We start from the raw sequence: 24,539 nt of genomic DNA, 5'->3' as shown, positions 1-24,539 counted from the left end.
TCCGATGTTCAATCACAGCTATCGCGGCGCCGATTTTGAGCTATGGAATCGTGGTGGGACGTGGTTTTGGAGCACGATCGACCGGCGTGGTAATCGCGGTTCGATCGGCGCCGCCGCCAGCAAGGCGGAAGCGGTGCGCGACGCGCGCCGCTCGATCGAAGAAATCCCCGATTTTCGAGCCGTTCCAGTGGTCGGCTGGAACGGCTGCCTGGCGAATCTTGCGTACCATCTCGCTTCTCTGGACCGGGCGGCTGCCTGATGCAGCGCCCCGAGATTTCAATCGCATCGGAGGGCAAAGAAATGAGCGCACAGACGGCTGTTACGAGCAAATCCGCGGACCGCGAACTCGTCATCACGCGCGTCTTCGACGCGCCGCGGCGCCTCGTGTTCAAAGCCTGGACCGAACCCGAGCACATGATGCGCTGGCGGGGACCTAAAGGCTTCACCGTCAGCGTGCTCGATCACGAGCTTCGGCCGGGCGGCGCCTACCGCATCCATATGCGCTCGCCGGAGGGCACCGACCATTGGCTGCGCGGAGTCTATCGCGAGATCGTCGAGCCTGAGCGCCTGACGTTCACCTGGGCGTGGGAGGACGAGCACGGCAAGCCGCGCCACGAAACGCTCGTAACGGTAACCTTCGCGGAACTCGACGGCAAGACGAGGCTCACCCTTCATCAGGCGGTCTTCGAATCGGTGACCGCGTGCGACGCGCATCGGGCCGGTTGGTCGAGCAGCCTCGAGCGCCTGGCCGACTTCCTGGCAAGTTCCTGATTTGGAGTTCGGGCAAGGCAAAGGGGGATGGAAAATCTGCGCGCGTACTGCGCGGGCACGGACGTGATGACGGCGGTCGGCGCGCAAGACGCGGCACGGTTTGGCGAGTTGCCCGCCAACGTCGCGCCGCTGTGCGCAATCGTCCAGGGCCTGCTGATCCATCGCGACCTGGCGCCGCTCCGCGCGGCATACGAATCCGGCGACCGGTTGCGCGTGCCGCCGGTGGTTTTCAACGCGCTGCGCAATACACCCGAGGCGATCCCGCGCTGCGCCGCACTTGACCCGGCGGGCCGCAATGCGAGCCCTCGTGGGGCCGCCTTATGCTCTGGCCGGCCGCCCGATTACAGTGGCGTTGAAAATTCGCGCGCGGAGCGCTCGCGACACCCGCGCCGACAGGGGGATGCCGATGGACGGTGCCGGAGTGATCGCGCTGTGGGCCGTGCTGTTCCTTGCCGGCCACTTCGTCCTTTCCGCCGGGCCGGTGCGCGCGGCGCTAGTCGGCGCGCTCGGCGAGCAGCCCTTTCGCGGTATCTATTCGCTCGTGGCGCTGGCGACCTTCATCCCGCTGGTCGTCGTGTTTGCCTATCACAAGCACGCGGGTGTGATGCTGTGGAACCTGCGCGGGGCCGTTCCGATACGATGGCTGGTATGGGTGCTGATGCTCGCGGCGCTGGTGATTCTCGTCGCCTCGTTCATCACGCCCAACCCTGCTCAGATCGGCGCACCGGCCGGCCCCGACGCCGCCGCGCCGCGCGGCATTCTCAAGCTTACGCGCCATCCGAGCTTTGTCGCGTTGGGCCTCTTTGGGATTGCGCACATCCTGATGAACGGATGGGCCGGTGATATCGCTTTCTTCGTGACCTTCCCGGTGCTTGGCATCGTCGGCGGATGGCATCAGGACCGCCGCAAGCTGCGCGAGATGGGCGAGCGCTACCGCCGTTTCGTCGAGCAGACCTCGTTTATGCCGGGTGCAGCGCTGCTCAGCGGGCGGCAGCGATGCGATCGGGCGGCAGACATCCCCTGGCTGGGCGTCGCGATCGGGGTCGCGGCTTTCGTCGTGCTGATCGCGCTTCACCATCCACTCTTCGGCGGCTATCCGATGGGCTAAGCCGCTTCGACCAGCCGCACGAGGGGCGCTTGTTCAGTCGATAGCGATGCCGAAGAGGCGGGCGGCGTTGGCGCGGATGCGCTCCGCGAGCGCCGCGGGATCGGCCCCGCGCAGCGCGGCGAGGCGCTCGAAGGTGCGGCGCACGTACGCCGGTTCGTTGCGCTCTCCGCGATGCGGTTCGGGGGCGAGGTAGGGCGCGTCGGTTTCGACCAACAGCCGCTCCTCGGGCACGGCTGCCGCCGCTTCGCGCACTGCGCCCGCGCTCTTGAAGGTCAGGATTCCGGAAAACGAAATGTGGAAGCCGAGCGCAACGAACTCGCGCGCGGCGGGGGCGTCGCCGGTGAAGCAGTGGATAACGCCGCCGGCCGGCGGCATCCCCGCCTTGCGCACGATTTCGCAAAGCCGCCGCTCGGCATTGCGGCAATGGATGACCAGCGGGCGATCCAGCACGCGCGCGAGCTCCAGATGGCGGCGCAGCGCGCGCTCCTGCGCTTCGGCCGCCGAGTGCATGTAGTGAAAGTCCAGACCGCTCTCCCCGATCGCGACCACGCGCGGCGAGCGCGCAAGCTCCGCGAGCGCGGCGATCCGGGCATCGTCACAATCCGAGGCGTTGTGTGGATGGACGCCGACGGCGGCGAAGACCTGCGGATGGTGCTCGGCGATGGCGACCGTCAGCCGGTCGGCTTCGAGCGTGTCGAGCGCGCCCACCGCGACGATCGGCCCGACCTCCGTGGCGGCGGCGCGTTCGAGCACCGCGTCCAGCTCGGGATAGAGCCGTGGGTCGGCCAGATGGCAGTGGGAGTCGACAATCCAGCTCATCGAATTCGCCGGTCCATTTGCCGCGCGATCAGCTTTCGACCAGGACTTTGAGCCCGCGCGTGGCGAGCGCATCGCGGATGCGCTCGATATGGTCGTGGCCGCGCGTTTCGAGCTCGACGGTGACCCGCGCGCTGCCGATCCGGACGTCGCGCCGCGTGCGATCGTGCTGGATCGCGTGCACGTTGGCGCCCTGCTCCGCGACCGCCGCCAGCAGGCGTCCCAGTTCGCCCGGCCGGTCGCGCATCTCGACCGTCATCCTCACCAGCCGGCCGGCCTTGGCCAGTCCGTGCCCGATGATCCGGTCAAGCAGGTTGACGTCGATGTTGCCGCCGCTGGCGACGATTACGACCCGCCGCCCGGCGAGCTGCGTGCCGAGCTTGAGCGCACCCGCCAGCGCAGCCGCGCCCGCGCCCTCGGCGAGCAGCTTCATCCGCTCGAGCATCAACAGCACCGCCTCGCCGATCTCGAAGTCATCCACGGTAACGACGCGGTCGATGCGGTCGCGGATGAGCGCGAACGGGAGGCGGCCGATCCGGCCGGTCGCAAGCCCGTCGGCGATCGTATCGACCGCCGTCGGCACCGTCGCGGGCGCGCCGCGGCTGAGGCTTAAGCTGAGCTGCGCCGAGCCCGCCGCTTCGACCCCGATAAGCCGGGCGTCGGGCGCGCGCGCGGCGAGCGCGACCGCCATCCCCGCAATCAGGCCGCCGCCACCTACCGGCACCAGCACGAAGTCGGGCGTAAGCTCGTCGCAGATTTCCAGGCCGATCGTGCCCTGGCCGGCGATTACGAACGGGTCGTCGTATGCATCAACGAAGAGCGCGCCGGTGCGCGCGCGGATTTCCTCGGCCGCGCGCCGCGCCTCCTGGTAATCGGCACCCGCCAGTTCGACCGTTTGGCCGTAGCTGCGCGTCGCCTCGATCTTGGCGATCGCCGCCGTGGTCGGCATCACGATCGTCGCGCGCACGCCGGCCCGCGCGGCGGCGTAGGCCAGCGCCTGCCCATGGTTGCCGGCCGAGGCGGCAACCGTGCCGCGCACGGCCTCGTCCGCCGACAGCGCAGCGATTCGGTTGTAGGCGCCGCGAATCTTGAACGAGCCGGTCTTCTGGAGATTCTCTGGCTTGACGTAAACCTCGGCGCCGAGCATCCGGCCAAACGTCGCGCTCTGGATTAGCGGTGTGGGCTTGACAACTCCCTTAAGCCGCTCGCGCGCCGCCTCGACGTCTTCGATTCTTACAGTTGCGGGCGTTTCCGGGCTCATCGCAGGATGCACGTCAGTCTGGCTTCGCAATGCGCCGAGGCGCCCGGGTCAGCGGCGACGGTTGCGCGGTGCAAAGCGCCGCTCGCTCGCCGCGCCGAACGCGTTGCCCTCGAATTCGACCTGGCGGCACTCGCCGCTTTGCCAGTCGAGGTCGAGCAACAGGTAGCGTAGGGCGCGGCGCTTGGCCGCGTTAATCAGCGAGGCGACCTGTTCGGGATCGACCGGGTCGATGGTGGCGATTTCGGCAACTTCGAGATGGCTCGTGGCGACGAAGCGGCGCGCGCGCTCCTCGCTGGAAAAGCCGAGGATGCCCGCCCACGACGTCCCTTCCTCCTGAAAGACGATCAACGCGCCGGCGGCGTCGAGCAGCAGATGCAGCTCGGATGCGGGGAACGCGCTCAAGCCGCCTCGATCCGCAGCCGGCCCGCGCGTAACTCGCGCGCGCGCTCGCGCACCAGCGCGGGGTAGGTGTAGTAATGCTCGCCGCTCAGGGCAAGGAAAGAGTCGAGATCGACGCCCTCGAGGTCGAGCTCGCCGATCGCCGCCTCGGCCTCGGCGCGGCCTGCGGCCCGCACGAGCGCGTCATAGATCGCGCGCGTCTGCTCGGAAAGGAAATCGTCGCGCGACGGCAGCGCGCCGGGCCCGAGTTTGCCGTTGTGGTAGTTGTCGAGGATGAAGCGCAGCGCCTTGAGCTCGTGCCGCAGCACGTCAACCTGTTTGAGCGTTTTCGCAGCCATCAGCCGATGAGCTTATCGCCGCCACTTAGGTCAACTCAACGCGCCGGGACTTTGCCCGGCGGTTTGGGCGTCGGTGCCGGCCGGTCGGTTGCCGGACCGGCAGGGACACCCGCCTTAGTGAAATCTCGGAGTCGAAGTGGCGGCAACCGCCCAAAGCGCGCCGCGTCTATTCGTTGCGGGTCAGGCGATGGACGGTGCTGAGATGGCGCAGGGCCTCGCGCTTGCGCCCCATCGCCTCGTACAGCTCGGCGAGGTTGCGGTGGGCGGCGAGCGAGAGTGGATCGCATTCGACGGCGCGCAGGAAGCTGGAAAGCGCGTTCTGGATCTCATTGCGCCGGCGATAGAGCAGCCCCAGCCGCACGTGGACGTCGGCGTTGGTCGGCACGATCGCTGCCGCGCCGAGCAGCGCGCGCAGCGCGCCCGCGAGGTCGCCCTCGCGTTCGAGCAGGCCGGCGAGGTCGATGTGCGCCTCGAAGTTGCGTGGCTCGCGCCCCAGGAGCTCGCTGTACAGGGTGAGCGCGCGCAGGGGGTCGCTCTCAGCCAGCCGGCGCGCCTCCTCGAAGCGTTCGCGCACGCGGGCCGGGCCGAAGCGCTCCTCCACTCTGCCCGACGCCGGCGCGGCGCCGAAGCCAAGCAGCATCTGGCCGCTCGCCACCTCGACCATCACGCCGCGGTCGCGCACGACGATCTGGCCGTCGTGACTAACCAGGCGCAACGAAGTCAGCGGGCGGGCGCCCCCGAACATCCCGCGCGCCCGCTCCAGGCACCGGCGCATCGGTTCCATCCGATGGCGGTTGGGCAGCAGCTCCTTGGCCAGGCGCATCACCAGCAGGTCGTCGAAGCCGAAGCGCATCTGGCGCCCGCGCGTGAGCGGCCGGATGAGCGAGTGCCTGACCCAGTAACGGATGCGGTCGGGGGAAATCGCCAGGATGCGCGCCGCGGCGCGCGTCGAGAAGGTATGCGAGCGCTTAATCGCCCCCTCGTTCGACATCCCCGCCACGCGCCCGAGTATAGAAAGTTCGCCCGCCGCGGCTCAATGCGGGAGGCCGCGATTTGTGAACAGCACGGCTGTTGAAATGCCGGGGAAAACTGCGCGCGCCGCTTCGGACTCCCCGTGCTAGTCGCCCAGCTCCTTAAGCGTGCGCACCATCCGCACCGCCGCCTCGACCGCGTTGCGCACGTTGTCGATCCGGTCGAGCGCTTGCTCGCGGGTCATCCCAGGGCCGGTTATCCCGAGCCCGACCGGCTTGTCGAACTGGAGCGCCAGCTCGGCGGCGGCACGCGCGGCAGCCTGGGCCACGATCTCGTCGTGACCGGTGTCGCCCTTGATCACCGCGCCGATGATCACCACCGCGTCGACGTCCTTGCGCCGCAGCAGCCTCTTGATCGCCGGGCCCATGTCGAAAACGCCGGGCACATGCACGACGTGGCTGACCTCGGCGCCGAGGAAGGCGCAGTGGCGGCGCGCCCGCTCCTCCATCGTGGAGGTCACGTCAAAGTTGAACTCCGACACTACCATCGCGATCTTCACGTGCTCGCGCTCCTCTCTTCCAGATGGATCGCCTCGCGCACTTCGACTCCGCCCGCGCGCAGGTAGCGCTTCAGCTCCGGGATCGTGGCCTCGCCGTAATGCACGATCGAGGCGACGATCGCGGCGTCGGCGCCGCCCGCGGTGAACGCCTCCAGCAGATGGCGCGGCTCGCCGGCCCCGCCCGAAGCGATGACCGGGATGCCCACGGCGTCGGCGATCCTCCGCGTTATCTCGAGATCGTAGCCGAGCTTGGTGCCGTCGTTGTCGATCGAATTGATGCACAGCTCGCCCGCGCCCAGCCGCTCGCCCTCGCGCGCCCACTCCAGCGCGTCGCGGCCGGTGGGCAGCCGGCCGCCGTCGATGATGACCTCGTGGCCCGAGGGCAGCCCGGCGCGGCCGGTGCGCTTCACCTGCATCGAGAGCACGATGCACTGGCTGCCGAAGGCGCGCGCGCCGGCGGTGATCAGCGAGGGGTCGCGCACCGCGCCCGAATCGATCGAGACTTTCTCGGCGCCGGCCAGCAGCACCGCGCGCATGTCCTCCAGCGTGCGGAGCCCGCCGCCCACGCTGAACGGGATAAAGATTTCGCGCGCCACCGCGCGCACCACCTCGAGCATGATCCCGCGCCGCTCGTTGGAGGCCGTGATGTCGTAAAAGACCAGCTCGTCGGCGCCCTGCTCGTAGTAGTAGCGTGCCATCGCCACCGGATCGCCAACGTCCACGTTGTCGAGAAACCTGACGCCCTTGGTGACCTTGCCCGCGCGCACGTCGAGGCACGGGATTATCCGCTTGGCAAGCATCGCTCAGAACCGCTGCCGGCAGAAGTTGTCGAGCAGGCGCAGGCCCGCCGCACCGCTCTTTTCGAGATGAAACTGGGTGGCGACAACGTTGTCGCGCGCGAGCGCGGCGCAGAACGTCACTCCGTGGTCGCTCGTCGCGATCGCAAGCGCCGGATCGTCCGGGATCGGGTAGTAGGAGTTGACGAAATAGAAGTGGGTGTTGTCGGGGATGCCGCGGAAGACCGGATGTGCGCGGGTTTGGCGCACCCGGTTCCATCCGATCTGCGGGACCTTGAGCGGGCGGCCGTCCACCGCCACTGGAAAGCGCGCCACGCGCCCGGCGATGATTCCCAGGCAGCGTGCGTCGTCCTCCTCGCTGCGGTCGAGCAACACCTGGATCCCGATGCAGATGCCCAGAAACGGCTTGCCCGCGCGCGCCACGTCAGTGCGCAGGGCCTCGTCGAGCTTGAGCGCGCGAAGATTTTCCATCGTCGCGCCCGCCGCTCCGACGCCGGGCAGGATGACGCGCTCGGCGGCGCGCACGCGCTCGGGACGGTCGGTGATCTCGCACGGGTGGCCGAGATGCTCGAGTGCGCGCGCCACGCTGGTCAGGTTGCCCGCCTTGTAATCGACGATCGCGATCATCGCGCCACCGGACCTTGCATCATAGCCTGCCCGCGCCGCCCGCGCGACAGCGCCGGCCGGGCGGGGCCAAAGCGGTATAGATGCTCAGCCGCGGCGCAGCGCACGGCCGGGGCGGGCCGCGGTATGGCGGCCGTCGCGTACCACGGCGACCCCGTTGACGAAGACGTGCGCGATCCCATTTGGGTGGCGCTTGGGCTCGTGGTAGGTGCCGGTATCGACGACCGTCGCGGGATCGAAGACGACGAGATCGGCGAACGCGCCGGCGCGAATGACGCCGCGCTCCCTGAGCTCGAACTTCGCCGCCGCCATCCCGGTCATCCGATGCACCGCTGCTTCCATCGTCAGCAGTCCCGCCTCGCGGGCGTAACGGCCGAGCACGCGCGGGAAAGTGCCGTAGAGCCGCGGATGGGGCTTGCCGCCTAGCGGAATCCCATCCGAGCCGATCATGGTCGTCGGATGGCGCATCACCGCGCGCACGTCGCCCTCGTCCATCAGGTCGAGGATCGCGATCGTGCGGCCGCGCTCGTCGGCGTCCACCTTGCGCGCGGCGTCCTCAGCCGGAAGGCCGAATTGCGCGGCAAGCTCGGCGATCGTTTTCCCCTCGTACTCGGGATGCGCCGGTGCGGAGGCAATCAGCACGCGTTCGGGCTCGACGCGCGCGACGCCGCCGCGGTCGCCCTGCGGATTGAGGGCGTTGTTGTGGATCACGGCGGAGAGCACGGTGCTGCCCGAGGTGTAAGGATATTGGTCGGCTGTGACGTCGAGGCCCCGGGCGCGCGCCTCCTCGATGAGCGCGAGCGAGTCGCGCACCCTGCCCCAGTTGCGCCGGCCGGCGGCCTTATGATGGGAGATCTGGACGCGCGCGCCGGCTTCGCGCCCGATGCGGATCGTCTCGCGCACGGCGTCGAGCAGACCGCTCGCCTCGTTACGCATGTGGGTGGCGTAAAGCCCGCCGGCCGCGGCGGCCTCGCGCGCCAGTTCGATTATCTCTTCGGTCGCCGCGTGGCGTCCCGGTTCATAGATGAGCCCGGTGGAAAGCCCGACCGCGCCGGCCTCCATTCCCTCGCGCACAATCGCGCGCATCGCGCTCAGCTCGCCGACGCTCGGCGCCCGCCGCGCCATCCCCGTCACGGCCGCGCGCACCGTGTTGTGGCCGACCAGCGCCGCGACGTTGAGGCTCGGCGGGTCGCGATCGACCGCTTCGAGGTAGCCGCGATAGCCGCGCCATCCGGCGAGCGCCGCCTCGCCGAAGAACATTCCAAAGTGCGCGCGTACCGCGTCGTACGGCGCTGCGCCCATCCCGCAGTTGCCGACGACGTCGGTGGTCACGCCCTGCATCACTTTGAAGTCCATCGCGGGCGTAGTGAAGACGGCGAAGTCGTCGTGGCTGTGGACGTCGATGAAACCGGGTGCAAGCGCAAGGCCGCGCGCGTCGATCTCACGGCCCGCCGCGCCCTCAATTTTCCCGAGCGCCGCGATGCGGTCGGCGCGGATCGCGATGTCCGAGACGAACGGCGGGGCGCCGGTGCCGTCAAAAACCGTCGCACCGCGGATCACGATATCGTAGCGCTCCCAAGTCATGGCGAATTCCTATGCGCGTGCGAAGCGCCCCGGCGAAAGCACGGCTTCGCTGACGCCTGAAGCGGCGAGGTCGCGCGGCACCCCGCGCCCGAGCGCGAGACTTGCGCCAAGCCGCCCCATCGCGGGCGACGTTTCAATCCCGTAGCCGCCCTGGCCCGCGAGCCAGAAGAAGCCCTTCACCTCGGGATCGTAACCGACCACCGGGCATCCGTCGGCGACGAACGAACGCAGCCCCGCCCACTTGCGCTCGATATGCACGATAGGCAGCGCCGCCGCGCGCTGGATCCGATTCACGGCTATCGCCACGTCGAGATCGTCGGGCTGCACGTCGCACGGCTCCATCGGCGTCTGGTCGGCGGGCGAGGCGAGGAGCCGGCCGGCGTCGGGCTTGAAGTAGAAATTCTCGCCGACATCGATCACTGACGGCCAGTTGTCGATCACAACACCGGCGGGCGGCTGAAAGATAAACGCCGTGCGGCGCTTTGGCACCAGCCCGACCGGGCGCGCGCCGGCCAGCGCGGCGACCTTGTCGCACCATGCCCCCGCCGCGTCGATCACGACCGGCGCGGCAAAGTCGCCCGCCGCCGTATGCACGGTCCACGTATCGGATTTGCGCTCGAGCCGAAGGAGGTCGGCGTTCGTGACCAGTGTGCCGCCGCGCGCACGCATCCCCCGCAGGTAGCCCCAGTGCACGGCGTGCACGTCAATATCCATCGCCTCGGGATCGAGCACCGCGCCCGCGAGGTAATCCTCGCGCAGCACAGGGACTCGATCGCGCGCCTCGCTCGGGCTCAGCCGGCGCACGCCGGAGATGTGCCGCGACGCTTCGCGGAACGATTTGTCGAGCGCGGCTAGCTGGTCGGCGCGCCCGATCACCATCATCCCGCGCGGCGCCAGCAGCGGGTATTCGGTGAAGTCTTCGGGCGGACCGAGGAAGAAGGGCTTACTCGCGCGTGCGAGGGCGCGGATAACGTCGGGGCCGTGGGTCTGCACGAAGAGCGCGGCCGAGCGGCCGGTCGAATGATAGCCGGGCTGGCTCTCGCGTTCGATCACCAGGACCTTGGCACCGGCGGAGAGCGCGTAGCCGGCCGAGGCGCCGGCAATTCCGCCCCCCACGATGATGAAGTCGTAGTTGTCCATTCGACGAGGCTGGCTTGCGCCGCGCCGCTTGGGCGCGCGCCGCGCGTGGTTCTCTTATCGCGCCGCGCGGCTCGCCGGATCAAGCGAGCGCGGCGCGATTAAAGAACGCTTCGCGGATGCATAGCCGGTTACCGGCTTCGCTTGCGCGAAGCTGTTCGAGACCCGTTGACTCCGTTCGCGTTGCTCACTTCGCTCAGGGTAGCACCCGGCAACCGGTGGAACTCAGTCCTCGCTTCCGAACTCTTCAGGATAGAGGAGGAGCAAGTCGGCGCCGAGGTTGCGGACCAGGAAACGCTGCGCCGCCGCCATCGTGCGCTCCAGACCGCGGCCGCCGACAAGCCAATGGCCGCGGCCGGGCACGACCGCAGTCGCCGCGCCGATCCGTTCGGCCAGACGAGTCGCGTGTTCCAGAGGCACGAACGGGTCGGAATCTCCGGTCACGATCAGCCGTGGGACGCCGCGCGGGGTCGGCTCGAGACGCACCCTGCCGCGCACGACATCCATCGCCGCGCGCGCGTCGTCCGCTACCAGAGCGCGCACGAGCGCCTGGCGCTGGAACGGTTCGGCATCGGCCATCAGATGGAACAGCGCGGCGCCGCGCGGCGGCGCCAACGCGCGGCCCAGCCACAGCGCGCGCCAATTCGCCGCGCGCATCACCAGCCGCGAGCGCACTCCGGGCAGCATCGGCGCGATCGCAACCGCGGCGCGCACCGGCGCGAGCTCCGCGGCCTTGAGCGCGAGCAGCCCGCCCAGACCGTGCCCGACGAGGACAACGTCGCGGCCCAGTGCGCTGAGCGCCTGTTCAAGGCGCGCCGCAAGGCCCTCAAAGCCTCCTCGCCTGGCGGGCGCGCAATCGAACGCCGCGCGCAGGTCGGGCGTATAAACTTCCCATCCGAGGCTTGCTAGATAGCCGCGCAGGACCGCGAGATGGTCTGCGGTGGTGAACAGCTCGGGAACAAGCACGATGGGCCAGGCGAACTTCAGCGGTTCGGGCCGTTCGTATTCGGCCGGGAAGCGACCAAGCCGCGTGCTCATCGGATCAACGTTGCGCCCGCGAAGCCGCCTGCGGCAAGCCGCGGGTGATACGAGCGACAGAAAAAGAGAGGGCCCCTTTTCAGGAGCCCTCTCCGGTTACGGGGCCAACTCACCCCGGCTTATCCCAGCAGCAAGCCCGGCATCTTTAGCCAGCCTCCGGAAAATCCGGAGGGAAAGCCTTTGGCCCTTACTTCTTCTTCTTCTTGCCAGCCTTCTTCTTCATACTCGTCTTGAGCTTCGATTTGGACTTGGTCGCAGAACTTCTCTTCTTAACTGGCATAGACACCTCCTTCACGATCGCCGCTGCGGGACAAGCACCTCAAACCCTTCGGCGGGCCTCCTCGCGGCCCCTGCCTGCGAGCGGATTATAAGAATGCATCGGATCGAGATCAAGAGAATCGACGATCATTTATAAAGAAATTTTAAAACGGCAAGAAGCTTTGCCGCGCTTCGGCTTTCGCCGGATTAAAATGCCGTTCATTCATAAGCGGCCTTGAAGTTCGACGCAAGCCTTTTTACGATGGCCTCCGTGCGACGCTTAAGCCGGTTTGTGCGCCGCGAGTGGCTGTCGCTCACGCTGGCCGCCTGCGCGGCGCTACTCGCCTTGGACGTCGTCTTCGCCCCACTGGGCCTGCGCGATCTGCTCGCCCTGCGCGCCGAGCGCGGCCGGCTGGAGGTCGTTCACGCACGGTTGCTCGAATCCAACGCCGCGTTGAAGATCAAGCTGCGCCGGCTGCAGGGCGATGACCGCTACCTCGAGCGGCTCATCCGCAAACAGCTCGGCTATGCGCGTTCCGGCGAGATCGTTTACCGCTTTGCCGCGCGCGCGGACACGCAGTAGCGAGCGCCCGCCGCGCAAGTGGGCCCGGTCTGACGCGCGCATCGGCGTTGCTCGCTTGACTGCCGCGCCTGCATGCGGTTTCCTCATCCGCACTCCCTGGCGAGCAGACCCGATGGAAATTCCGCAAGCTTCTCCGCCAGCGGCGTCGGCCGCGACGCCCGGCCGCGCGGCGCGCCTGGTCCTGTTCATCACGGTCTTCTTGGATCTGCTCGGCTTCGGCATCGTGATTCCCTTCCTGCCGATGTATGCAGAGCGCCTGGGAGTCGGCGCCGGCGCGATCGGCCTGATTCTCGCCGCGTACTCGGCGATGCAGTTCATCTGTGCGCCGCTGCTCGGGCGGCTCTCCGATCGGATCGGGCGGCGTCCGGTGATCATGGTCGGCCTGTTCGGTTCCTCGCTGAGCTACGCGATTTACGCCTTTGCGGACTCGTTCGCCGGGCTCTTGATCTCGCGCGCGGTGCACGGCGCGTGCGCGGCGACGATTTCGACCGCGCAGGCCTACGTCGCCGACACTACCGAGGAGGCGAAGCGTGCGCATGCGATGGGAATGATCGGCGCGGCGTTCGGGTTGGGCTTCGTGCTCGGGCCCGCGCTGGGCGGTCTGCTTGGCGCAAGCAGTCTGCGCCGCCCCGTGCTGTTCGCCGCTGCGTTGACGTTTGCCAACTTGATCTTTGCGGCGGTGCGCCTGCCTGAATCGCATTGGCAGGACAGACACCCGCAGCCGCACCGAGCTGTGGCAGGATGGCGGCCGCCGCTTTTGCGCAGTCTCCAACGCCATCGCGCCATCGCGCCCTTGCTGGCGGTCGCCTTTCTGCTGACATTCGCGATTGCCGCGCTGGAGGCGACGTTCGCGCTGACGGTGCCGGCCGTTTACGGCTATGCGGCGGCGGGCGTCGGCGGGTTGTTGGCCTTCGCGGGCCTGACGCAGGCGTTTGCGCAGGGCTACCTGATCGGCAAACTGGCACCGCGCACCGGCGAATCGATTCTCCTGGCTGCAGGCGCAGCGTTGCTTGCCGCGGGGCTCGCCCCGTTCGGAAGCTGGCCTTCGCACACGGCGCTCTATGCGATGCTGGTGCTGATCGCGTTCGGCTACGGATTCGGCAGCACCGCGGCCGCCGCGCTTATCTCGCGCCGCACCGGCCGCGAGCTTCAGGGCGAAGCGTTGGGGCTGAACCAGTCGGTGCTGTCGCTCGCGCGCATCGTGGGGCCGCTGGCGGGGGGAGTCCTGTACCAGGCGATGGGGCCGGCGGCGCCTTATCGGGGCGCCGCCGTGGTGGCGGCCGTGGCGATGGCGCTTGCGCTTGGGATGGGCCATAGTCGAGCGGTTTGAGAGAGGAGCGGCGCGATGGTCGTCAAAGGGCTCATCGGATGGGTGATCGTGTTCCACCTCTTCGGCGTCATCATCTGGGTGGGCAGTCTGCTGCTGATCGAGTCGATGCTCTCGCTGGTGAGCGAGGAGGTCGGCGCGGCACGCGAGCGAATCATCCTCATCTCGCGCCGGCTATTCCAGGTGGCGTGCAATATCGGCGCGGCGGCGACGGTCTTCTTCGGGATTCTGCTGATGCTGCTCGAACCGGACGCCCTGATGATGGGCTGGCTGCACGTCAAGCTGCTGCTGGTCGCCGTGTTGCTCTACCTTCACTACCGGCTCTACCGCCGCATCATGAAACTCGAAAACGATCCGGCTGCCGCCTCGGCGCGGGAATTCAAGATCGCGCACGGGATCGTCAGCCTGCTCCTGCTGGCGATTCTAGCGCTCGCGGTGCTCAAGCCGTTCTAGCGCAGTGCGACGCATGCTCGTCGGCTGCGCACAGGGCTCGCGGCAGCGGACCGAGCGAACGCGGCGTGCGGGGTTAGCGGCGGACTTGGAGGACGCGGCCGCTCGCGCGCAGGCCTTCCAAGCCGGGAATTTGGCGCGGAATGCGACGGTTGATTCTTGGCACGATCGGGAACGGGTTGCGGAATTGCAGGCAGCGGCCGTCGAAGGACTCGTAGCTTACGGCGGTTGCGACCTGCACCGTCATCTCGAGCGCCAGGCCTTCGAGCACCATCGGCTGGGCCCACACCTCGCTGCCGTCCAGCGCCCGGGTATATTGCGAATTGATCGGGTCGCCGACGCGGGAGAAGTTCTTGTACAGGAAAGAAGTGTCACGCGGCTTGATCATTACATAGGCGAGGATCGCGCGAGCATTGATCAAACCCCCAAGGATAAAGCCCGCGTGGCGCGCGATTCGCGCCGCGCCCGGCGCCAGCGCCCACAGCTCGCCGCACTCGACCACGCTTTCGGGCGCCAAGTAGCTGAGGTCGGGGCGCGGATAACTTTGTGGAAACATCGCCAGGTTATGAATGATGAAGCCGCCGAGCATCTGGTCCGGCTCCATGCCTTCTTCGTCAAACAGCGCCCAAACCTGGCCGTAAGTCAGGTGAATTTCACCGAGCACCGACAGCGGAGTTTCGCTGAAGCCGAGGCCCTTGGAGGCGCGCGCGCGCGCCAGGCACTCGGCGAATTCGCGTCGCTCGGTGGGCGTGGTTTGAAGACGTAGTTGCACGGCGTGCTTTCAGGTTTCCTTGGCCTGAAACGTTATCTATGCAGAATTCTTTTTAGCCTAATGTTGCGTGTTTGCAAAGGCTTTTGATGCGACTTAGCAACCTTTTGGTCGCCTAGAGACCTATTTCCCCACTATTTTCGCGGATCTTTTTCCGGGCACGCCCGTTGCTCAAAGCCTCGATTGACGGACCAGGAGCCCGCCATGCGCCGGATTTCTCTGCCCTTTCACGCCAACACCATGGACGGCCACGACGCTGGGGTGGACTCTAACCTGAAACACACACTGGCGGACAACGCCTGGGCCGTGTTGCTGGCGCGGGTCGGGATCGCGATCATTCTCGTCTCGCAGCCACTCTTCATTATCTCCGAGTTACGGCTGGAGGGCGCGGGCGGCGTCGACCCGTTGCTGCTGACCGGGTTCCATCTGTTCAATTTCACCGCCGCCCTGATCGGCCTGAGCCTGAGCTGGACGCGGCGCTTTCACGATCATTGGCGGGCGGCGCTGTTCAGCCTGTGCTCGATGATCATCCTGAGCTCCACCGTGCTCAGCATCGCAACCCCCGGCGGTCGCCACGAGGCGCTGTTCGTTTCGCTCCTGCTCATCATGCTGGGCACCGCGCTGCTGGTGCCGTGGGAAGCGCGCTGGCAGTTCGCGATGGGCTGCGTGAGCGTACTTGCACTGGGTGCCAATACGGTGTTGGCGCACAATCCCGACCCAAACGCGCTCTATCATTGGCTCGGCCTGGTAACCGCGGCGTGCCTTGCGCAATGCGCGACGGCGTTCGGTGTGCGCTACCGCGAACGCACCCAGCAGTACCAGTCGTTGCGCGAGCGCGAGGCGCAGCTGAGCGAGAGCGAGGAAAAGTTCCGCCGCGTCTTCGAAACCAGCTCCGACGTGATCGTGATCACTGCGGTGGCCGATGGCAGGATCCTCGACGTCAATCAGGAGTTCGTTGACCGCACTGGTTACAGCCGCGAGGAAGTCATCGGCCGCAAGCCCTCGGAGCTCGACCTCTGGGTTGACCCAGAACAGGTCAAGATGCTCTCGGCCGCAATCAGGGCGGCCGGTTTCGTGCGCAACGTCGAGGGCAATTTCCGGATGCGCGACGGGGAGCCGGTCAACGCCCTGATCTCCTCGGTGCAGGCGCGGATCAACGGCCAGGATTGCGTGATCAGCGCGCTGCGCGATGTGACCCAGCTGCACAAGGCGCACGAGGAACTCGTCGCCGCGCGCGAGGCCGCGCTGGCTGCTTCCGAGGCCAAGACCCAGTTTCTCTCCTGCATGTCGCATGAGATCCGCACCCCGCTCAACGTTATCCTCGGCTCGGCCGATCTCCTCGCCGAAACGCCGCTGGTCCCCGAGCAGCGCCATTTCGTCGAGCGCGTCGTCAAGAACGGCGCCACCCTGCTCGAGCTCCTCAACAGCATCCTCGACCTCACCCGCGTCGAAAGCGGCCAGCTCAGCCTCGAAGAAACCCCCTTCGATCCGGCCGAGGTGGCCGAACGCGTCGCCGACACGCTCGCGATCCGCGCCAATGAAGGCAAGGTCGACCTGGTGGTGCGGGTGGCGCCTGACGTTCCGGCCACGGTGCTGGGCGATTCGCTGCGCCTCAACCAGGTGCTCACCAACCTGGTGGGCAATGCGCTCAAGTTCACCGAGCGCGGCGAGATCGTGGTCACGGTCGAGCGCGACCGCGACAGCGAGGCGGGGGGCGCGCTGCGCTTTGCGGTGCGCGACACCGGCATCGGCATCCCGGCCGACAAGCTCGAAAGCATCTTCTCGCCTTTTGCGCAGGCCGACTCCTCGACCACCCGCAAGTACGGCGGCAGCGGCTTGGGGCTGGCGATCGTCGAGCGCCTGGTGCGCTTGATGGACGGGCGGGTGTGGGTCGAAAGCGAAGTCGGCAAGGGCAGCACGTTCTATTTCACGGCCCGCTTCGCGCTGCCCGAGGGGGCCAGCGACGCCGCGGTTCAGCCCCGCAGCGACGCACTCAGGGGCGTCCGCGTGCTGGTGGTGGACCACAACCCCACGTGCAGGCTCTCCGCACGGGACATCCTCGCCGCGCATGGTGCCGAAGTGACTGAGGCCGCCGACGCGGGCGCGGCGCTCGAAGCTATCGGCCAGGCGGCGCGGACCGCGTCCGGCGGCTTCCAGCTCGCGATCGTTGATTTTTCTCGCCCCGAGGCCGGCGGTTTCGAATTGGCCTGCCGGCTGGGCACGCGCAGGCAGCGTTCGGCCGTTCCAATTGTCGCCGTTCTTGGCGCGCACGAGCTTTCCGCGGGCTTCGCGCGCCTGCGCGAGATTGGCCTCGAACACTACGTGGTCAAGCCGCTCAAGCGCTCCGACCTTCTGGCCGCCGCCCTCGCCGTGAGCAGCAAACGCCCCGCCGACGGCGCGACTAAGGCGCGGGATGACGGGAACGTCGTTAAGCCGGCCGCCGCCGGGACAGCGCACGCGCTGGCCTCCGCAGTGCAGGAACCGGCCGCCACAATCGTGCCGCCGGTCCTCGATGGCGCTGCTCCAGCCAAGCCCGCCGATCCGCCCTGCCGCATCCTGCTCGCCGACGATTCGGTGGACAACCGCCTGCTCATCCGCGCCTACCTCGGCAAGACCGGCTATGGCCTGGATGAGGCGGAAAACGGACAGGTCGCCGTGGAAAAGCTCAAGAGCCGGCGCTACGACCTGGTCCTGATGGACATCCAGATGCCGGTGATGGACGGTTACTCGGCGGTGCGCCAGATCCGGCAGTGGGAGCGCGAGAGCGGCGCGCGCCATACCCCGATCATTGCGCTGACGGCTTCGGCCTTCGACGAAACCGTGCGCAAGGCGGAGGAGGCGGGATGCGACTCGCATCTCGGCAAGCCGCTCAAGCGGGCGACGCTCCTGCGCGTGATCCGCGAGACCGCGCTCGAGAACGCGGATGAGCAACCCGCCTCGGCGGCGGCCTGAGCATCAGCGCCCGGCGCTGCCGTCGAACGCGCGGTCGGCCGCCTCGAGCGACTTGCCGCGCGCGATCTCGTAGCCCATCGATTCGAGGATCGTCTCGAGCGCGTTGAGGATGAGCATCACGTTCTCGCGCCGTGACGATTCGCCCATCAGGCCGATCCGCCATACCTTGCCGCGAAAAGGCCCCAGTCCGGCGCCGATCTCGACGTTGAAGAGTTCGAGCAACTGCGCGCGCACCTTGGCGTCATCGATCCCGGCGGGCACGCTGACTGCGGTGAGTTGCGGCAGGCGGTAGCCTTCTTGAGCGGCGAACTTGAGGCCCATCGCCGCGAGCCCTGCCTGGAGCGCGGCGGCGTTGGCGCGATGGCGCGCGAAGCGCGCGTCGAGCCCCTCCTCGATCACGATCCGCAGCGCCTCGTACAGCGCGTAGTTCATCGTGATCGGCGCGGTATGATGGTACAGGCGCTCGGCGCCCCAATACTTCTCGATCAGCGCGAGGTCGAAGTACCACGAGCGGCAAGGTGTCTTGCGCGCGCGCACCGCCTGCATCGCGCGCTCGCTGAAGGTCACCGGCGCCAGTCCCGGCGGCGCGCCGATTCCCTTCTGCGTGCAGGAATAGCAGGCGTCGATCTGCCAGCCGTCGATCTCCAGCGGCACGCATCCCAGCGACGTCACCGCGTCCACCGCCATCAGCGCGCCACGCGCGTGCGCCATCTTCGAGATCTCCTCGATCGGCTGATGGACACCGGTGGAGGTTTCCGCGTGCACGATCGCGACCAGCTTGGGCGTCTTGGCGGCAGCAAGCGCCTGCTCGATCTTTGCCGGCTCGACGATTCGGCCCCATTCGGCGTCCACCCGATGGAGCCGGGCGCCGAGGCGCGCGGCGAGGTCGGCCAGGCGGGTGCCGAAGGCACCGGCGACGCCCACGATGACCTCGTCGCCCTCCTCGACCAGGTTGGCCAGCACGGCTTCCATCCCGGCCGAGCCGGTGCCGGAGACCGGGAAGGTGATCTCGTTGCAGGTGCGGAAGACGATGCGCAGCATCCGCTTGAGCTCTTCCATCACCTTGACAAAGTCGGGGTCGAGATGGCCGACCACGGGCGAGAGCATCGCCTTCATCACCCGCGGATGGACATTGGAAGGGCCGGGGCCGAGGAGCACGCGCGCCGCCGGCTGGAGTTCCGGAAACGACTGATTGGCCAACGCAGTTTTCCCTTTCGAAGCGCCGGTGCGCGTCACGGTCGTCCGCGTCACACCGGCACGGATTGCGTTCATTATCAACTACCTGCTCGCCCCGCAAAAGCGCTCGCGACGTTGAAGGTCGTCTTCCGTAACATGCCGATGCGCCGGTCGTGCTAAAGTGGCTGGCCGTGGAGGACGCCGCTATCCAGGCCGCCCAGTCCGCCGCGTCGCTCGCCGACGAGCTTACCGCGATAGTCGGCGCCGACGGTGTCGTCTCGCGCGCAAGCGAGCTCAGCGTCTATGAGTGCGACGGCTGGACGATCGCGAAGAACGCGCCCGACCTGCTGGTGCTCCCGCGCACGACCGCGCAGGTAAGCCGCGTGCTCGCCGCGCTCGACCGCCGGGGACTTGCCTTCGTGCCACGCGGCGCGGGCACCGGGCTTTCCGGCGGATGTCTTCCGCTGGGGGCGCCTGTGATGGTCTGCACGTCGCGGATGAACCGGATCGTCGCCATCGACCTCGCCAACCGGCGCGCCGAGGTCGAAAGCGGCGTGGTCAACCTCAATGTGACCAACGCGGTCGCCGCCGCCGGCTACTTCTACGCGCCCGATCCCTCCTCGCAGGCGGCCTGCACGATCGGCGGCAATATCGCCGAGAATTCCGGCGGGCCGCATACGCTGAAGTACGGCGTCACCACCAACCACGTGCTCGGCGTCGAGCTGGTGCTGGCGGGCGGCCAAGTGGTCGAGCTGGGCGGGCCGACCGAGGAGCGCTGCGGCTACGATTTGGTCGGCGCGGTCGTCGGCGCCGAGGGCACCGCAGGAATCGTCACCCGCGCGACCCTGAGATTGCTGCGCGAGCCCCAAGCACATCGCACGTTGCTTGCAGTCTTCGCCGACGTGGACGGCGCGACCCGCGCAGTTTCGGCGATCATCGCGGCCGGAATCATCCCCGGCGCGATCGAGATGATGGACCAGCTTATCATCCAGGCGGTCGAGGCCGCCTTCAAGGTCGGCTTTCCGCCCGACGCCGGAGCGGTGCTGATCGTCGAACTCGACGGCCTGGAGGCTGGGCTTGGCAGGCGCGCCGACCAGGTCGCGCACCTCCTGACTGAGAGCGGGGCGTCGGAAGTCAAACTTGCGCGCGACGCAGCCGAGCGGGCGCTGTTGTGGAAGGCCCGCAAGCGCGCCTTTGGCGCGGTCGGGCGGCTCGCGCCCAACTATGCGACCCAGGACGGCGTGGTCCCGCGCACCCGCCTGCCAGATATCCTGCGCGTGATTTCGATCCTAAGCCGCCATTTCAAATTGCCGATCGGCAACGTCTTCCACGCCGGCGACGGCAATATCCATCCGATCGTGCTCTACGACGAGCGTGACCCTGACCAGGTGCGGCGCGCGATCGAGGCCGGCCGCGAAATCCTCAAGGCGTGCGTCGAGATGGGGGGGAGCTTAAGCGGCGAGCACGGGATCGGCGTGGAGAAGCAGCAGGAGATGCCGCTTCTATTTACGCCCGACGACCTGCTCGTGATGAGCGAGCTGCGGCGGGTCTTTGACCCCGCCGGCCGCGCCAATCCCCACAAGGTCATCCCGCAGCCGGGCGCCTGCGTGGAGGTCGCCGCGCCGCGCCGCCAGGTTGCGCTCTAGCGATGAGGCGCACCCGTCCGCACAGCCGGCAGCATGCGGCCCGAGGCCTCCGGTCGGTCCGTGGCTGAAGTCGAGATTTCCCGCGTTGAAGGTAGGATGCGCTCGCTGCTGGGCGCCGAGCGCGTGCGTGCGCCGCGCGGAGGTGAGGCGCTCGCCGCGGCGCTGATCGTCGAGCCGCGCGACGCTGACGAGGTCGCCGAAGTCGTGCGCGTCTGCGAGGCCGAACGGATCGCGCTTGCGCCGCTCGGCGCCGCACGGACGCTAGCTGAGATCCGCCGCGCACCAGTAGCGCTTGGAGTCTCGCTCGCCCGGATGAACCGTATCGTGACCTACGAGCCCGAGGACATGACGGTGACGGTCGAGGCGGGAATCGCATTGGGCGCGCTCAACGCCCGGCTGGCGGCCCACGGCCAGCGCCTGCCGCTTGATCCGCCCGATCCGCAGGCGGCCGCAGTAGGCGCGCTGCTTGGCGCGGCGCACAGCGGCCCGCTTCGGCTCTCGGAGGGAACGCCGCGCGACCTCTTGATCGGCGTGCGCTTCGTTGGCCACAGCGGTCGCCTCGTGCATGGCGGCGGGCGCGTGGTCAAAAACGTCGCAGGCTATGATTTGATGAAGGTGATGACCGGGTCGTTCGGCACGCTGGGCATAATCCACGAGGCGACCTTCAAGGTGCGGCCGCTTCCCGAAGACTACACGACGGGCCTGACGGCGTTTAAAAGCACGGCCGCCGCGTTCGCCGCGGCCGCGGCGCTTAACGACGCGCTGCCGCTGGTCCATCTGGAGGTGCTCAGCCCTGCGCCGGCCGCGCGCTTCGGCTACGCGGGTGCGTTCCTGACGCTCACCGGATTCGCCGGTAATCCGTCTGAAATAGCTTACCAGCGTGGGCGTATCGCCGAGCTCGCATCCGGCGCGGAGTTCATCGAAGGCGCGCGCGCCAACGAGAATTACGAACTGCTGCGCGATCTCGAACTGGCGCCGACGCCCGGCGGCGCGGCGGCGATGGTCGCGCGGCTTGCGACGCCGCCGGCCGAGCTGGCGCGATGCGTCGAGGCGTGCGCGGCGGAGTTTCGCGCACATGCGGGAAGCGGTGTCGCCGAAATCTTCGTCGGCGGCGACTTGAGCCCGGCCGAGGCCCGCAAGGCGCTTGCGCGATGGCGCGCGGCGGCCCACGCGGTGCGCGGCAATCTGCGGCTGCTTGCCGCTGCACCTGCGTTGCGCGCGCATCTGGACTTCTTTGACGAGCCGCCCGCCGGCGCGCTCGGGCTGATGCGCCGGATGAAGACGGTTTTTGACCCTGCGGGAATCTTCAATCCCGGATGCTTCGCCGGGGGCATCTGATGGCGGACGCATCGAGCAGCGCGGCGGCGCGCGCGCTTGCGGACGAGCAGCCTGTGAAGCCCGGCGCGCCTGCCGTTCGCGCCGCGCCGGCGCGCGACGTCGTCGATTACGACCTGCTCTTCGATTGCGTGCACTGTGGGCTGTGCCTGGAGTCGTGCCCGACCTACCTCGTGACGCGTGCCGAGATGGATTCGCCGCGCGGGCGCGTTTACCTGATGAAGGCGCTCGCCGAAGGGCGGATCGCGCTCGACCGCGACGTCGTGCGCCATTTCGACGCCTGTCTCGGATGCCGCGGATGCGAGACCGCCTGCCCCTCGGGAGTGCATTACGGGCGGCTGCTGGAGCGCGCGCGCGACTACGTCGGCCGCAATTACCAGCGCGCTCTTGGCGACGGCTTTCGTCGCGCAGCGATGCGCGCGATCTTTCCCTTTCCGGCGCGCCTGCGCGCGCTGCTCTGGCCGCTGCGCGTCGCCGAGCGGATGGGGCTGCGCGACGTGGTGCGCCGGCTTGCGCCGCGCGGACTGCGCGAGTGGATAGACCTCGTCCCGCCGCGCCAGTTCGGGGCGCCGCTCTATCCTCAAGCACCGGCGGCGGCGAAGCCGGACGCACCGAGCGCGGTGGTTCATCAGGGATGCGTCGCGCAGGTCTTGACGCCGTCAGAGAACCTCAACAGTGAGCGCGCGCTTGCGGCGGCGGGCTACCGCGTGGTGCGGCTCGGGCACACGGTATGCTGCGGCGCGCTTGACCTGCATGACGGCAATCTGCGGCGCGGGCTGGAATTCGCCCGGCGCAACGTGCGCGCGCTCAGGGCGAGCGGCGCCGAGGCGATTGTCTGCGCGGCCTCAGGATGCGCCGCGGCGATCGCGTCGTACGGCGAACTGCTGAAGGACGATCCGGAACTGGCGGCGGACGCGCGCGCCGTCTCCGCACGTACCAGCGACCTCGGCACGCTATTGCTCGCGCGCGGCGGCGCGGTAGGAAAGCTGGAGTGCGTCGTGACCTACCATGACTCGTGCCATCTGGTGCACGGGATGGGCGTGCGCGAGGCGCCGCGCAAGCTTTTACGCTCGGTCCCGGGCGTGCGGGTGGTCGAGATGGCGGAGTCCGATTTGTGCTGCGGCTCTGCCGGAAGCTACAACCTGCTCGAACCTGCGATGGCGCACGAGCTGGCGCGGCGCAAGGCCGACAATATCGAGGCGACCGGCGCCGATTTCGTCGTGCTTGGCAATCCCGGATGCGAATTCCAGATAGCCGCCGAGCTCCGCCGGCGCGGCTCGCGCGTGCGGGTGATCCATCTCGCCGACTTTCTTGCACTCGCCGCGGCCGGCCCGTGATTCCTCGAAGTGTTTAGAGCCTGCGCGCTATAGGGACTGCGGCATGCGCCGCACCATACGGCACACGCCGGCCGACCTGACGGGAGCGGTTGGTCGATGGCGAAGCGCAAACTCGAGGTAGCGATAGTCGGCGCCGGAATCGGCGGCCTCGCCGCGGCCGGCGCGCTGCGCCGCGTCGGGATCGAGGTCCGGATCTACGAGCAGGCAGGCCGCTTTGCGCGCGTCGGCGCGGGAATCCAGCAGAGCCCCAACGCGGTCAAGGTGCTGCGTGGCCTCGGACTCGAAGACCGTCTGCGGCGGGCGGCCTTCTACCCGCACACCTCGCTCAATCGCGAGTGGGATACCGGCGCGATCACCAACGCGTACCCGCTGGGAGGCGAAATCGAGGAGCGCTTCGGCGCGCCCCATCTGCTGCTCCATCGCGGCGACCTCCGCGACGTGCTCGCGTCGATCGTGCCCGCCGAAATCATTCAGCTCGGCAAGCGGCTGGTCGGACTCGACCAGCGCGGCGACCGGGTCACCCTGACTTTCGCCGACGGCGGGCGTGCGCAGGCCGACGCCGTAATCGGCGCCGACGGCGTTCATTCGTTGGTGCGCGAGATTCTGCTCGGCCCCGAGAAGCCGCGTTTCACCGGGCGCGTCGCCTATCGCACGACATATCCCGCGGCGCGATTAGGCGAGCTGGAGGTTGACGACAGCACCAAGTGGTGGGGCCCCGATCGCCATATCGTAATCTACTACGTCAGGCCCCGCCGCGAAGAGATCTATTTCGTCACCAGCACGCCCGAGCCCGACTTCGAGGTCGAGTCATGGTCGATGAAGGGCGACCTGGGGATGCTGCGCGAGGCTTATGCCGGGTTCCATCCGCAGGTCCAGGCGGTGCTCGCGGCCTGTCCGGAAGTGCACAAGTGGGCGCTGGTCGAGCGCGACCCGCTGCCGCGATGGGGCGAGGGCAGGGTCGTCCTGCTCGGCGACGCGTGCCATCCGATGACGCCGTACATGGCGCAGGGTGCGGCTATGGCGGTTGAGGACGCCGCCGTCCTCTCGCGCTGTCTTGACGGCGTCGATGCCGACGGCGTTGCGCCGGCACTCAGGCGCTACGAACGCAGCCGGAGCGAGCGGACCTCGAAGATCCAGCTCACGTCGCGGCTCAACACCTGGATGCGCCATCACACCGACCCGTCGTGGGTTTACGGCTACGACGCGTGGACCGCTCCGCTGGCCGAGGCGTGACGGAGGGCGTCCGCCTCCAGGCTGCGTGCTGTGAAATTCTCAGCGATTGAGCGGCTGACCACGCTTCGC

General features: G+C 68.2%; 24 protein-coding genes. 11 read left to right on the top strand and 13 right to left on the bottom strand.

Annotation, left to right across the window (positions count from 1 at the left end):
- The first annotated feature begins 4 nt into the window (after nt 1-4).
- The 3 genes from VFB33_02265 (at nt 5) to VFB33_02255 (ending at nt 1,879) form a co-directional block, all read left to right on the top strand.
- Entirely contained in the window at nt 5-259 is a 255-nt protein-coding gene (locus VFB33_02265; GenBank protein ID HZO80491.1) for a hypothetical protein, read from the top strand.
- Nucleotides 259-771 carry an SRPBCC domain-containing protein gene (locus VFB33_02260; GenBank protein HZO80490.1) on the top strand — a complete coding sequence of 171 codons (513 nt, stop codon included), beginning with the start codon at nt 259-261 and terminating at the stop codon, nt 769-771. The genes VFB33_02265 and VFB33_02260 overlap by 1 nt, the downstream gene beginning before the upstream one ends.
- A gap of 406 nt (nt 772-1,177) precedes the next feature.
- Nucleotides 1,178-1,879 (top strand): NnrU family protein, encoded by a 702-nt coding sequence (locus tag VFB33_02255; GenBank protein ID HZO80489.1) that lies wholly within the window; start codon nt 1,178-1,180, stop codon nt 1,877-1,879.
- Nucleotides 1,880-1,912: 33 nt separating this feature from the next.
- Here the strand turns inward: VFB33_02255 and VFB33_02250 are convergent, their stop codons facing one another.
- From VFB33_02250 to VFB33_02200, 11 genes are all read right to left on the bottom strand, one after another.
- The gene (locus VFB33_02250; protein ID HZO80488.1) at nt 1,913-2,698 is read right to left on the bottom strand and encodes a TatD family hydrolase; all 786 of its coding nucleotides are present in this window, start codon (nt 2,696-2,698) and stop codon (nt 1,913-1,915) included.
- 28 nt (nt 2,699-2,726) lie between these two features.
- On the bottom strand, nt 2,727-3,956 hold the full coding sequence (gene ilvA / locus VFB33_02245; GenBank protein ID HZO80487.1) for a threonine ammonia-lyase: 1,230 nt from the start codon (nt 3,954-3,956) through the stop codon (nt 2,727-2,729).
- Nucleotides 3,957-4,004: 48 nt separating this feature from the next.
- Nucleotides 4,005-4,358, bottom strand: a complete 354-nt coding sequence (locus VFB33_02240; GenBank protein ID HZO80486.1) for a hypothetical protein — start codon at nt 4,356-4,358, stop codon at nt 4,005-4,007.
- Entirely contained in the window at nt 4,355-4,693 is a 339-nt protein-coding gene (locus tag VFB33_02235; GenBank protein HZO80485.1) for a hypothetical protein, read from the bottom strand. The genes VFB33_02240 and VFB33_02235 overlap by 4 nt, the downstream gene beginning before the upstream one ends.
- Before the next feature lie 166 nt (nt 4,694-4,859).
- Nucleotides 4,860-5,684 carry a tetratricopeptide repeat protein gene (locus tag VFB33_02230; protein HZO80484.1) on the bottom strand — a complete coding sequence of 275 codons (825 nt, stop codon included), beginning with the start codon at nt 5,682-5,684 and terminating at the stop codon, nt 4,860-4,862.
- Nucleotides 5,685-5,810: 126 nt separating this feature from the next.
- On the bottom strand, nt 5,811-6,224 hold the full coding sequence (ribH, locus tag VFB33_02225) for a 6,7-dimethyl-8-ribityllumazine synthase (GenBank protein ID HZO80483.1): 414 nt from the start codon (nt 6,222-6,224) through the stop codon (nt 5,811-5,813).
- On the bottom strand, nt 6,221-7,024 hold the full coding sequence (hisF, locus tag VFB33_02220; protein HZO80482.1) for an imidazole glycerol phosphate synthase subunit HisF: 804 nt from the start codon (nt 7,022-7,024) through the stop codon (nt 6,221-6,223). The genes ribH and hisF overlap by 4 nt, the downstream gene beginning before the upstream one ends.
- A 3-nt stretch (nt 7,025-7,027) precedes the next feature.
- A complete protein-coding gene (hisH, locus tag VFB33_02215) occupies nt 7,028-7,648 on the bottom strand; it encodes an imidazole glycerol phosphate synthase subunit HisH (protein ID HZO80481.1) in 621 nt (206 codons plus the stop codon).
- A gap of 84 nt (nt 7,649-7,732) precedes the next feature.
- On the bottom strand, nt 7,733-9,229 hold the full coding sequence (locus VFB33_02210; protein ID HZO80480.1) for a D-aminoacylase: 1,497 nt from the start codon (nt 9,227-9,229) through the stop codon (nt 7,733-7,735).
- A gap of 9 nt (nt 9,230-9,238) precedes the next feature.
- The gene (locus tag VFB33_02205; protein ID HZO80479.1) at nt 9,239-10,369 is read right to left on the bottom strand and encodes an FAD-binding oxidoreductase; all 1,131 of its coding nucleotides are present in this window, start codon (nt 10,367-10,369) and stop codon (nt 9,239-9,241) included.
- A gap of 222 nt (nt 10,370-10,591) precedes the next feature.
- Nucleotides 10,592-11,404 carry an alpha/beta fold hydrolase gene (locus VFB33_02200; GenBank protein ID HZO80478.1) on the bottom strand — a complete coding sequence of 271 codons (813 nt, stop codon included), beginning with the start codon at nt 11,402-11,404 and terminating at the stop codon, nt 10,592-10,594.
- A gap of 520 nt (nt 11,405-11,924) precedes the next feature.
- Here VFB33_02200 and VFB33_02195 point away from each other — a divergent pair.
- The 3 genes from VFB33_02195 to VFB33_02185 all read left to right on the top strand — a co-directional run bounded on the left by VFB33_02195 (nt 11,925) and on the right by VFB33_02185 (nt 14,025).
- Nucleotides 11,925-12,245: a septum formation initiator family protein gene (locus tag VFB33_02195; protein ID HZO80477.1), complete on the top strand. Its 321-nt coding sequence runs from the start codon at nt 11,925-11,927 to the stop codon at nt 12,243-12,245.
- Nucleotides 12,246-12,357: 112 nt separating this feature from the next.
- Nucleotides 12,358-13,575, top strand: a complete 1,218-nt coding sequence (locus tag VFB33_02190; protein HZO80476.1) for an MFS transporter — start codon at nt 12,358-12,360, stop codon at nt 13,573-13,575.
- Between the two features lie 15 nt (nt 13,576-13,590).
- A complete protein-coding gene (locus tag VFB33_02185) occupies nt 13,591-14,025 on the top strand; it encodes a CopD family protein (protein ID HZO80475.1) in 435 nt (144 codons plus the stop codon).
- Between the two features lie 73 nt (nt 14,026-14,098).
- On the opposite strand, the gene VFB33_02180 is transcribed toward VFB33_02185, so the two are convergent.
- The gene (locus tag VFB33_02180) at nt 14,099-14,794 is read right to left on the bottom strand and encodes a hypothetical protein (protein ID HZO80474.1); all 696 of its coding nucleotides are present in this window, start codon (nt 14,792-14,794) and stop codon (nt 14,099-14,101) included.
- A gap of 201 nt (nt 14,795-14,995) precedes the next feature.
- Here VFB33_02180 and VFB33_02175 point away from each other — a divergent pair, with 201 nt between their 5' ends.
- On the top strand, nt 14,996-17,743 hold the full coding sequence (locus VFB33_02175) for a response regulator (GenBank protein ID HZO80473.1): 2,748 nt from the start codon (nt 14,996-14,998) through the stop codon (nt 17,741-17,743).
- Between the two features lie 3 nt (nt 17,744-17,746).
- On the opposite strand, the gene VFB33_02170 is transcribed toward VFB33_02175, so the two are convergent.
- A complete protein-coding gene (locus VFB33_02170) occupies nt 17,747-18,943 on the bottom strand; it encodes an alanine--glyoxylate aminotransferase family protein (protein HZO80472.1) in 1,197 nt (398 codons plus the stop codon).
- A 149-nt stretch (nt 18,944-19,092) separates the two neighbouring features.
- On the opposite strand from VFB33_02170, the gene VFB33_02165 reads away from it, so the two are divergent.
- From VFB33_02165 to VFB33_02150, 4 genes are all read left to right on the top strand, one after another.
- Nucleotides 19,093-20,565, top strand: a complete 1,473-nt coding sequence (locus VFB33_02165; protein HZO80471.1) for an FAD-linked oxidase C-terminal domain-containing protein — start codon at nt 19,093-19,095, stop codon at nt 20,563-20,565.
- A 96-nt stretch (nt 20,566-20,661) separates the two neighbouring features.
- Nucleotides 20,662-21,903 (top strand): FAD-binding oxidoreductase, encoded by a 1,242-nt coding sequence (locus VFB33_02160; protein HZO80470.1) that lies wholly within the window; start codon nt 20,662-20,664, stop codon nt 21,901-21,903.
- Nucleotides 21,903-23,237 (top strand): heterodisulfide reductase-related iron-sulfur binding cluster, encoded by a 1,335-nt coding sequence (locus tag VFB33_02155; GenBank protein ID HZO80469.1) that lies wholly within the window; start codon nt 21,903-21,905, stop codon nt 23,235-23,237. The genes VFB33_02160 and VFB33_02155 overlap by 1 nt, the downstream gene beginning before the upstream one ends.
- Nucleotides 23,238-23,333: 96 nt before the next feature.
- Nucleotides 23,334-24,470: an FAD-dependent monooxygenase gene (locus tag VFB33_02150; protein HZO80468.1), complete on the top strand. Its 1,137-nt coding sequence runs from the start codon at nt 23,334-23,336 to the stop codon at nt 24,468-24,470.
- Nucleotides 24,471-24,539: the final 69 nt, after the last annotated feature.

The sequence above is a fragment of the Candidatus Binataceae bacterium genome (genome assembly GCA_035650475.1).
GTDB lineage: Bacteria > Desulfobacterota > Binatia > Binatales > Binataceae > JAKAVN01.
The sequence above is the reverse complement of the archived record's forward strand: the minus strand, read 5'-3'. Positions and strand labels throughout refer to the sequence as shown.

Coding starts and splice junctions, on each gene's coding strand:
- VFB33_02150 (HZO80468.1), top strand. CDS start 23,334: ATGGCGAAGCGCAAACTCGAGGTAGCGATAGTCGGCGCCGGAATCGGC.
- VFB33_02235 (HZO80485.1), bottom strand. CDS start 4,693: ATGGCTGCGAAAACGCTCAAACAGGTTGACGTGCTGCGGCACGAGCTC.
- VFB33_02210 (HZO80480.1), bottom strand. CDS start 9,229: ATGACTTGGGAGCGCTACGATATCGTGATCCGCGGTGCGACGGTTTTT.
- VFB33_02230 (HZO80484.1), bottom strand. CDS start 5,684: ATGTCGAACGAGGGGGCGATTAAGCGCTCGCATACCTTCTCGACGCGC.
- VFB33_02185 (HZO80475.1), top strand. CDS start 13,591: ATGGTCGTCAAAGGGCTCATCGGATGGGTGATCGTGTTCCACCTCTTC.
- VFB33_02200 (HZO80478.1), bottom strand. CDS start 11,404: ATGAGCACGCGGCTTGGTCGCTTCCCGGCCGAATACGAACGGCCCGAA.
- VFB33_02260 (HZO80490.1), top strand. CDS start 259: ATGCAGCGCCCCGAGATTTCAATCGCATCGGAGGGCAAAGAAATGAGC.
- VFB33_02255 (HZO80489.1), top strand. CDS start 1,178: ATGGACGGTGCCGGAGTGATCGCGCTGTGGGCCGTGCTGTTCCTTGCC.
- VFB33_02175 (HZO80473.1), top strand. CDS start 14,996: ATGCGCCGGATTTCTCTGCCCTTTCACGCCAACACCATGGACGGCCAC.
- VFB33_02155 (HZO80469.1), top strand. CDS start 21,903: ATGGCGGACGCATCGAGCAGCGCGGCGGCGCGCGCGCTTGCGGACGAG.
- hisH (HZO80481.1), bottom strand. CDS start 7,648: ATGATCGCGATCGTCGATTACAAGGCGGGCAACCTGACCAGCGTGGCG.
- VFB33_02205 (HZO80479.1), bottom strand. CDS start 10,369: ATGGACAACTACGACTTCATCATCGTGGGGGGCGGAATTGCCGGCGCC.
- VFB33_02190 (HZO80476.1), top strand. CDS start 12,358: ATGGAAATTCCGCAAGCTTCTCCGCCAGCGGCGTCGGCCGCGACGCCC.
- VFB33_02250 (HZO80488.1), bottom strand. CDS start 2,698: ATGAGCTGGATTGTCGACTCCCACTGCCATCTGGCCGACCCACGGCTC.
- VFB33_02195 (HZO80477.1), top strand. CDS start 11,925: ATGGCCTCCGTGCGACGCTTAAGCCGGTTTGTGCGCCGCGAGTGGCTG.
- ilvA (HZO80487.1), bottom strand. CDS start 3,956: ATGAGCCCGGAAACGCCCGCAACTGTAAGAATCGAAGACGTCGAGGCG.
- VFB33_02265 (HZO80491.1), top strand. CDS start 5: ATGTTCAATCACAGCTATCGCGGCGCCGATTTTGAGCTATGGAATCGT.
- hisF (HZO80482.1), bottom strand. CDS start 7,024: ATGCTTGCCAAGCGGATAATCCCGTGCCTCGACGTGCGCGCGGGCAAG.
- VFB33_02160 (HZO80470.1), top strand. CDS start 20,662: ATGCGCTCGCTGCTGGGCGCCGAGCGCGTGCGTGCGCCGCGCGGAGGT.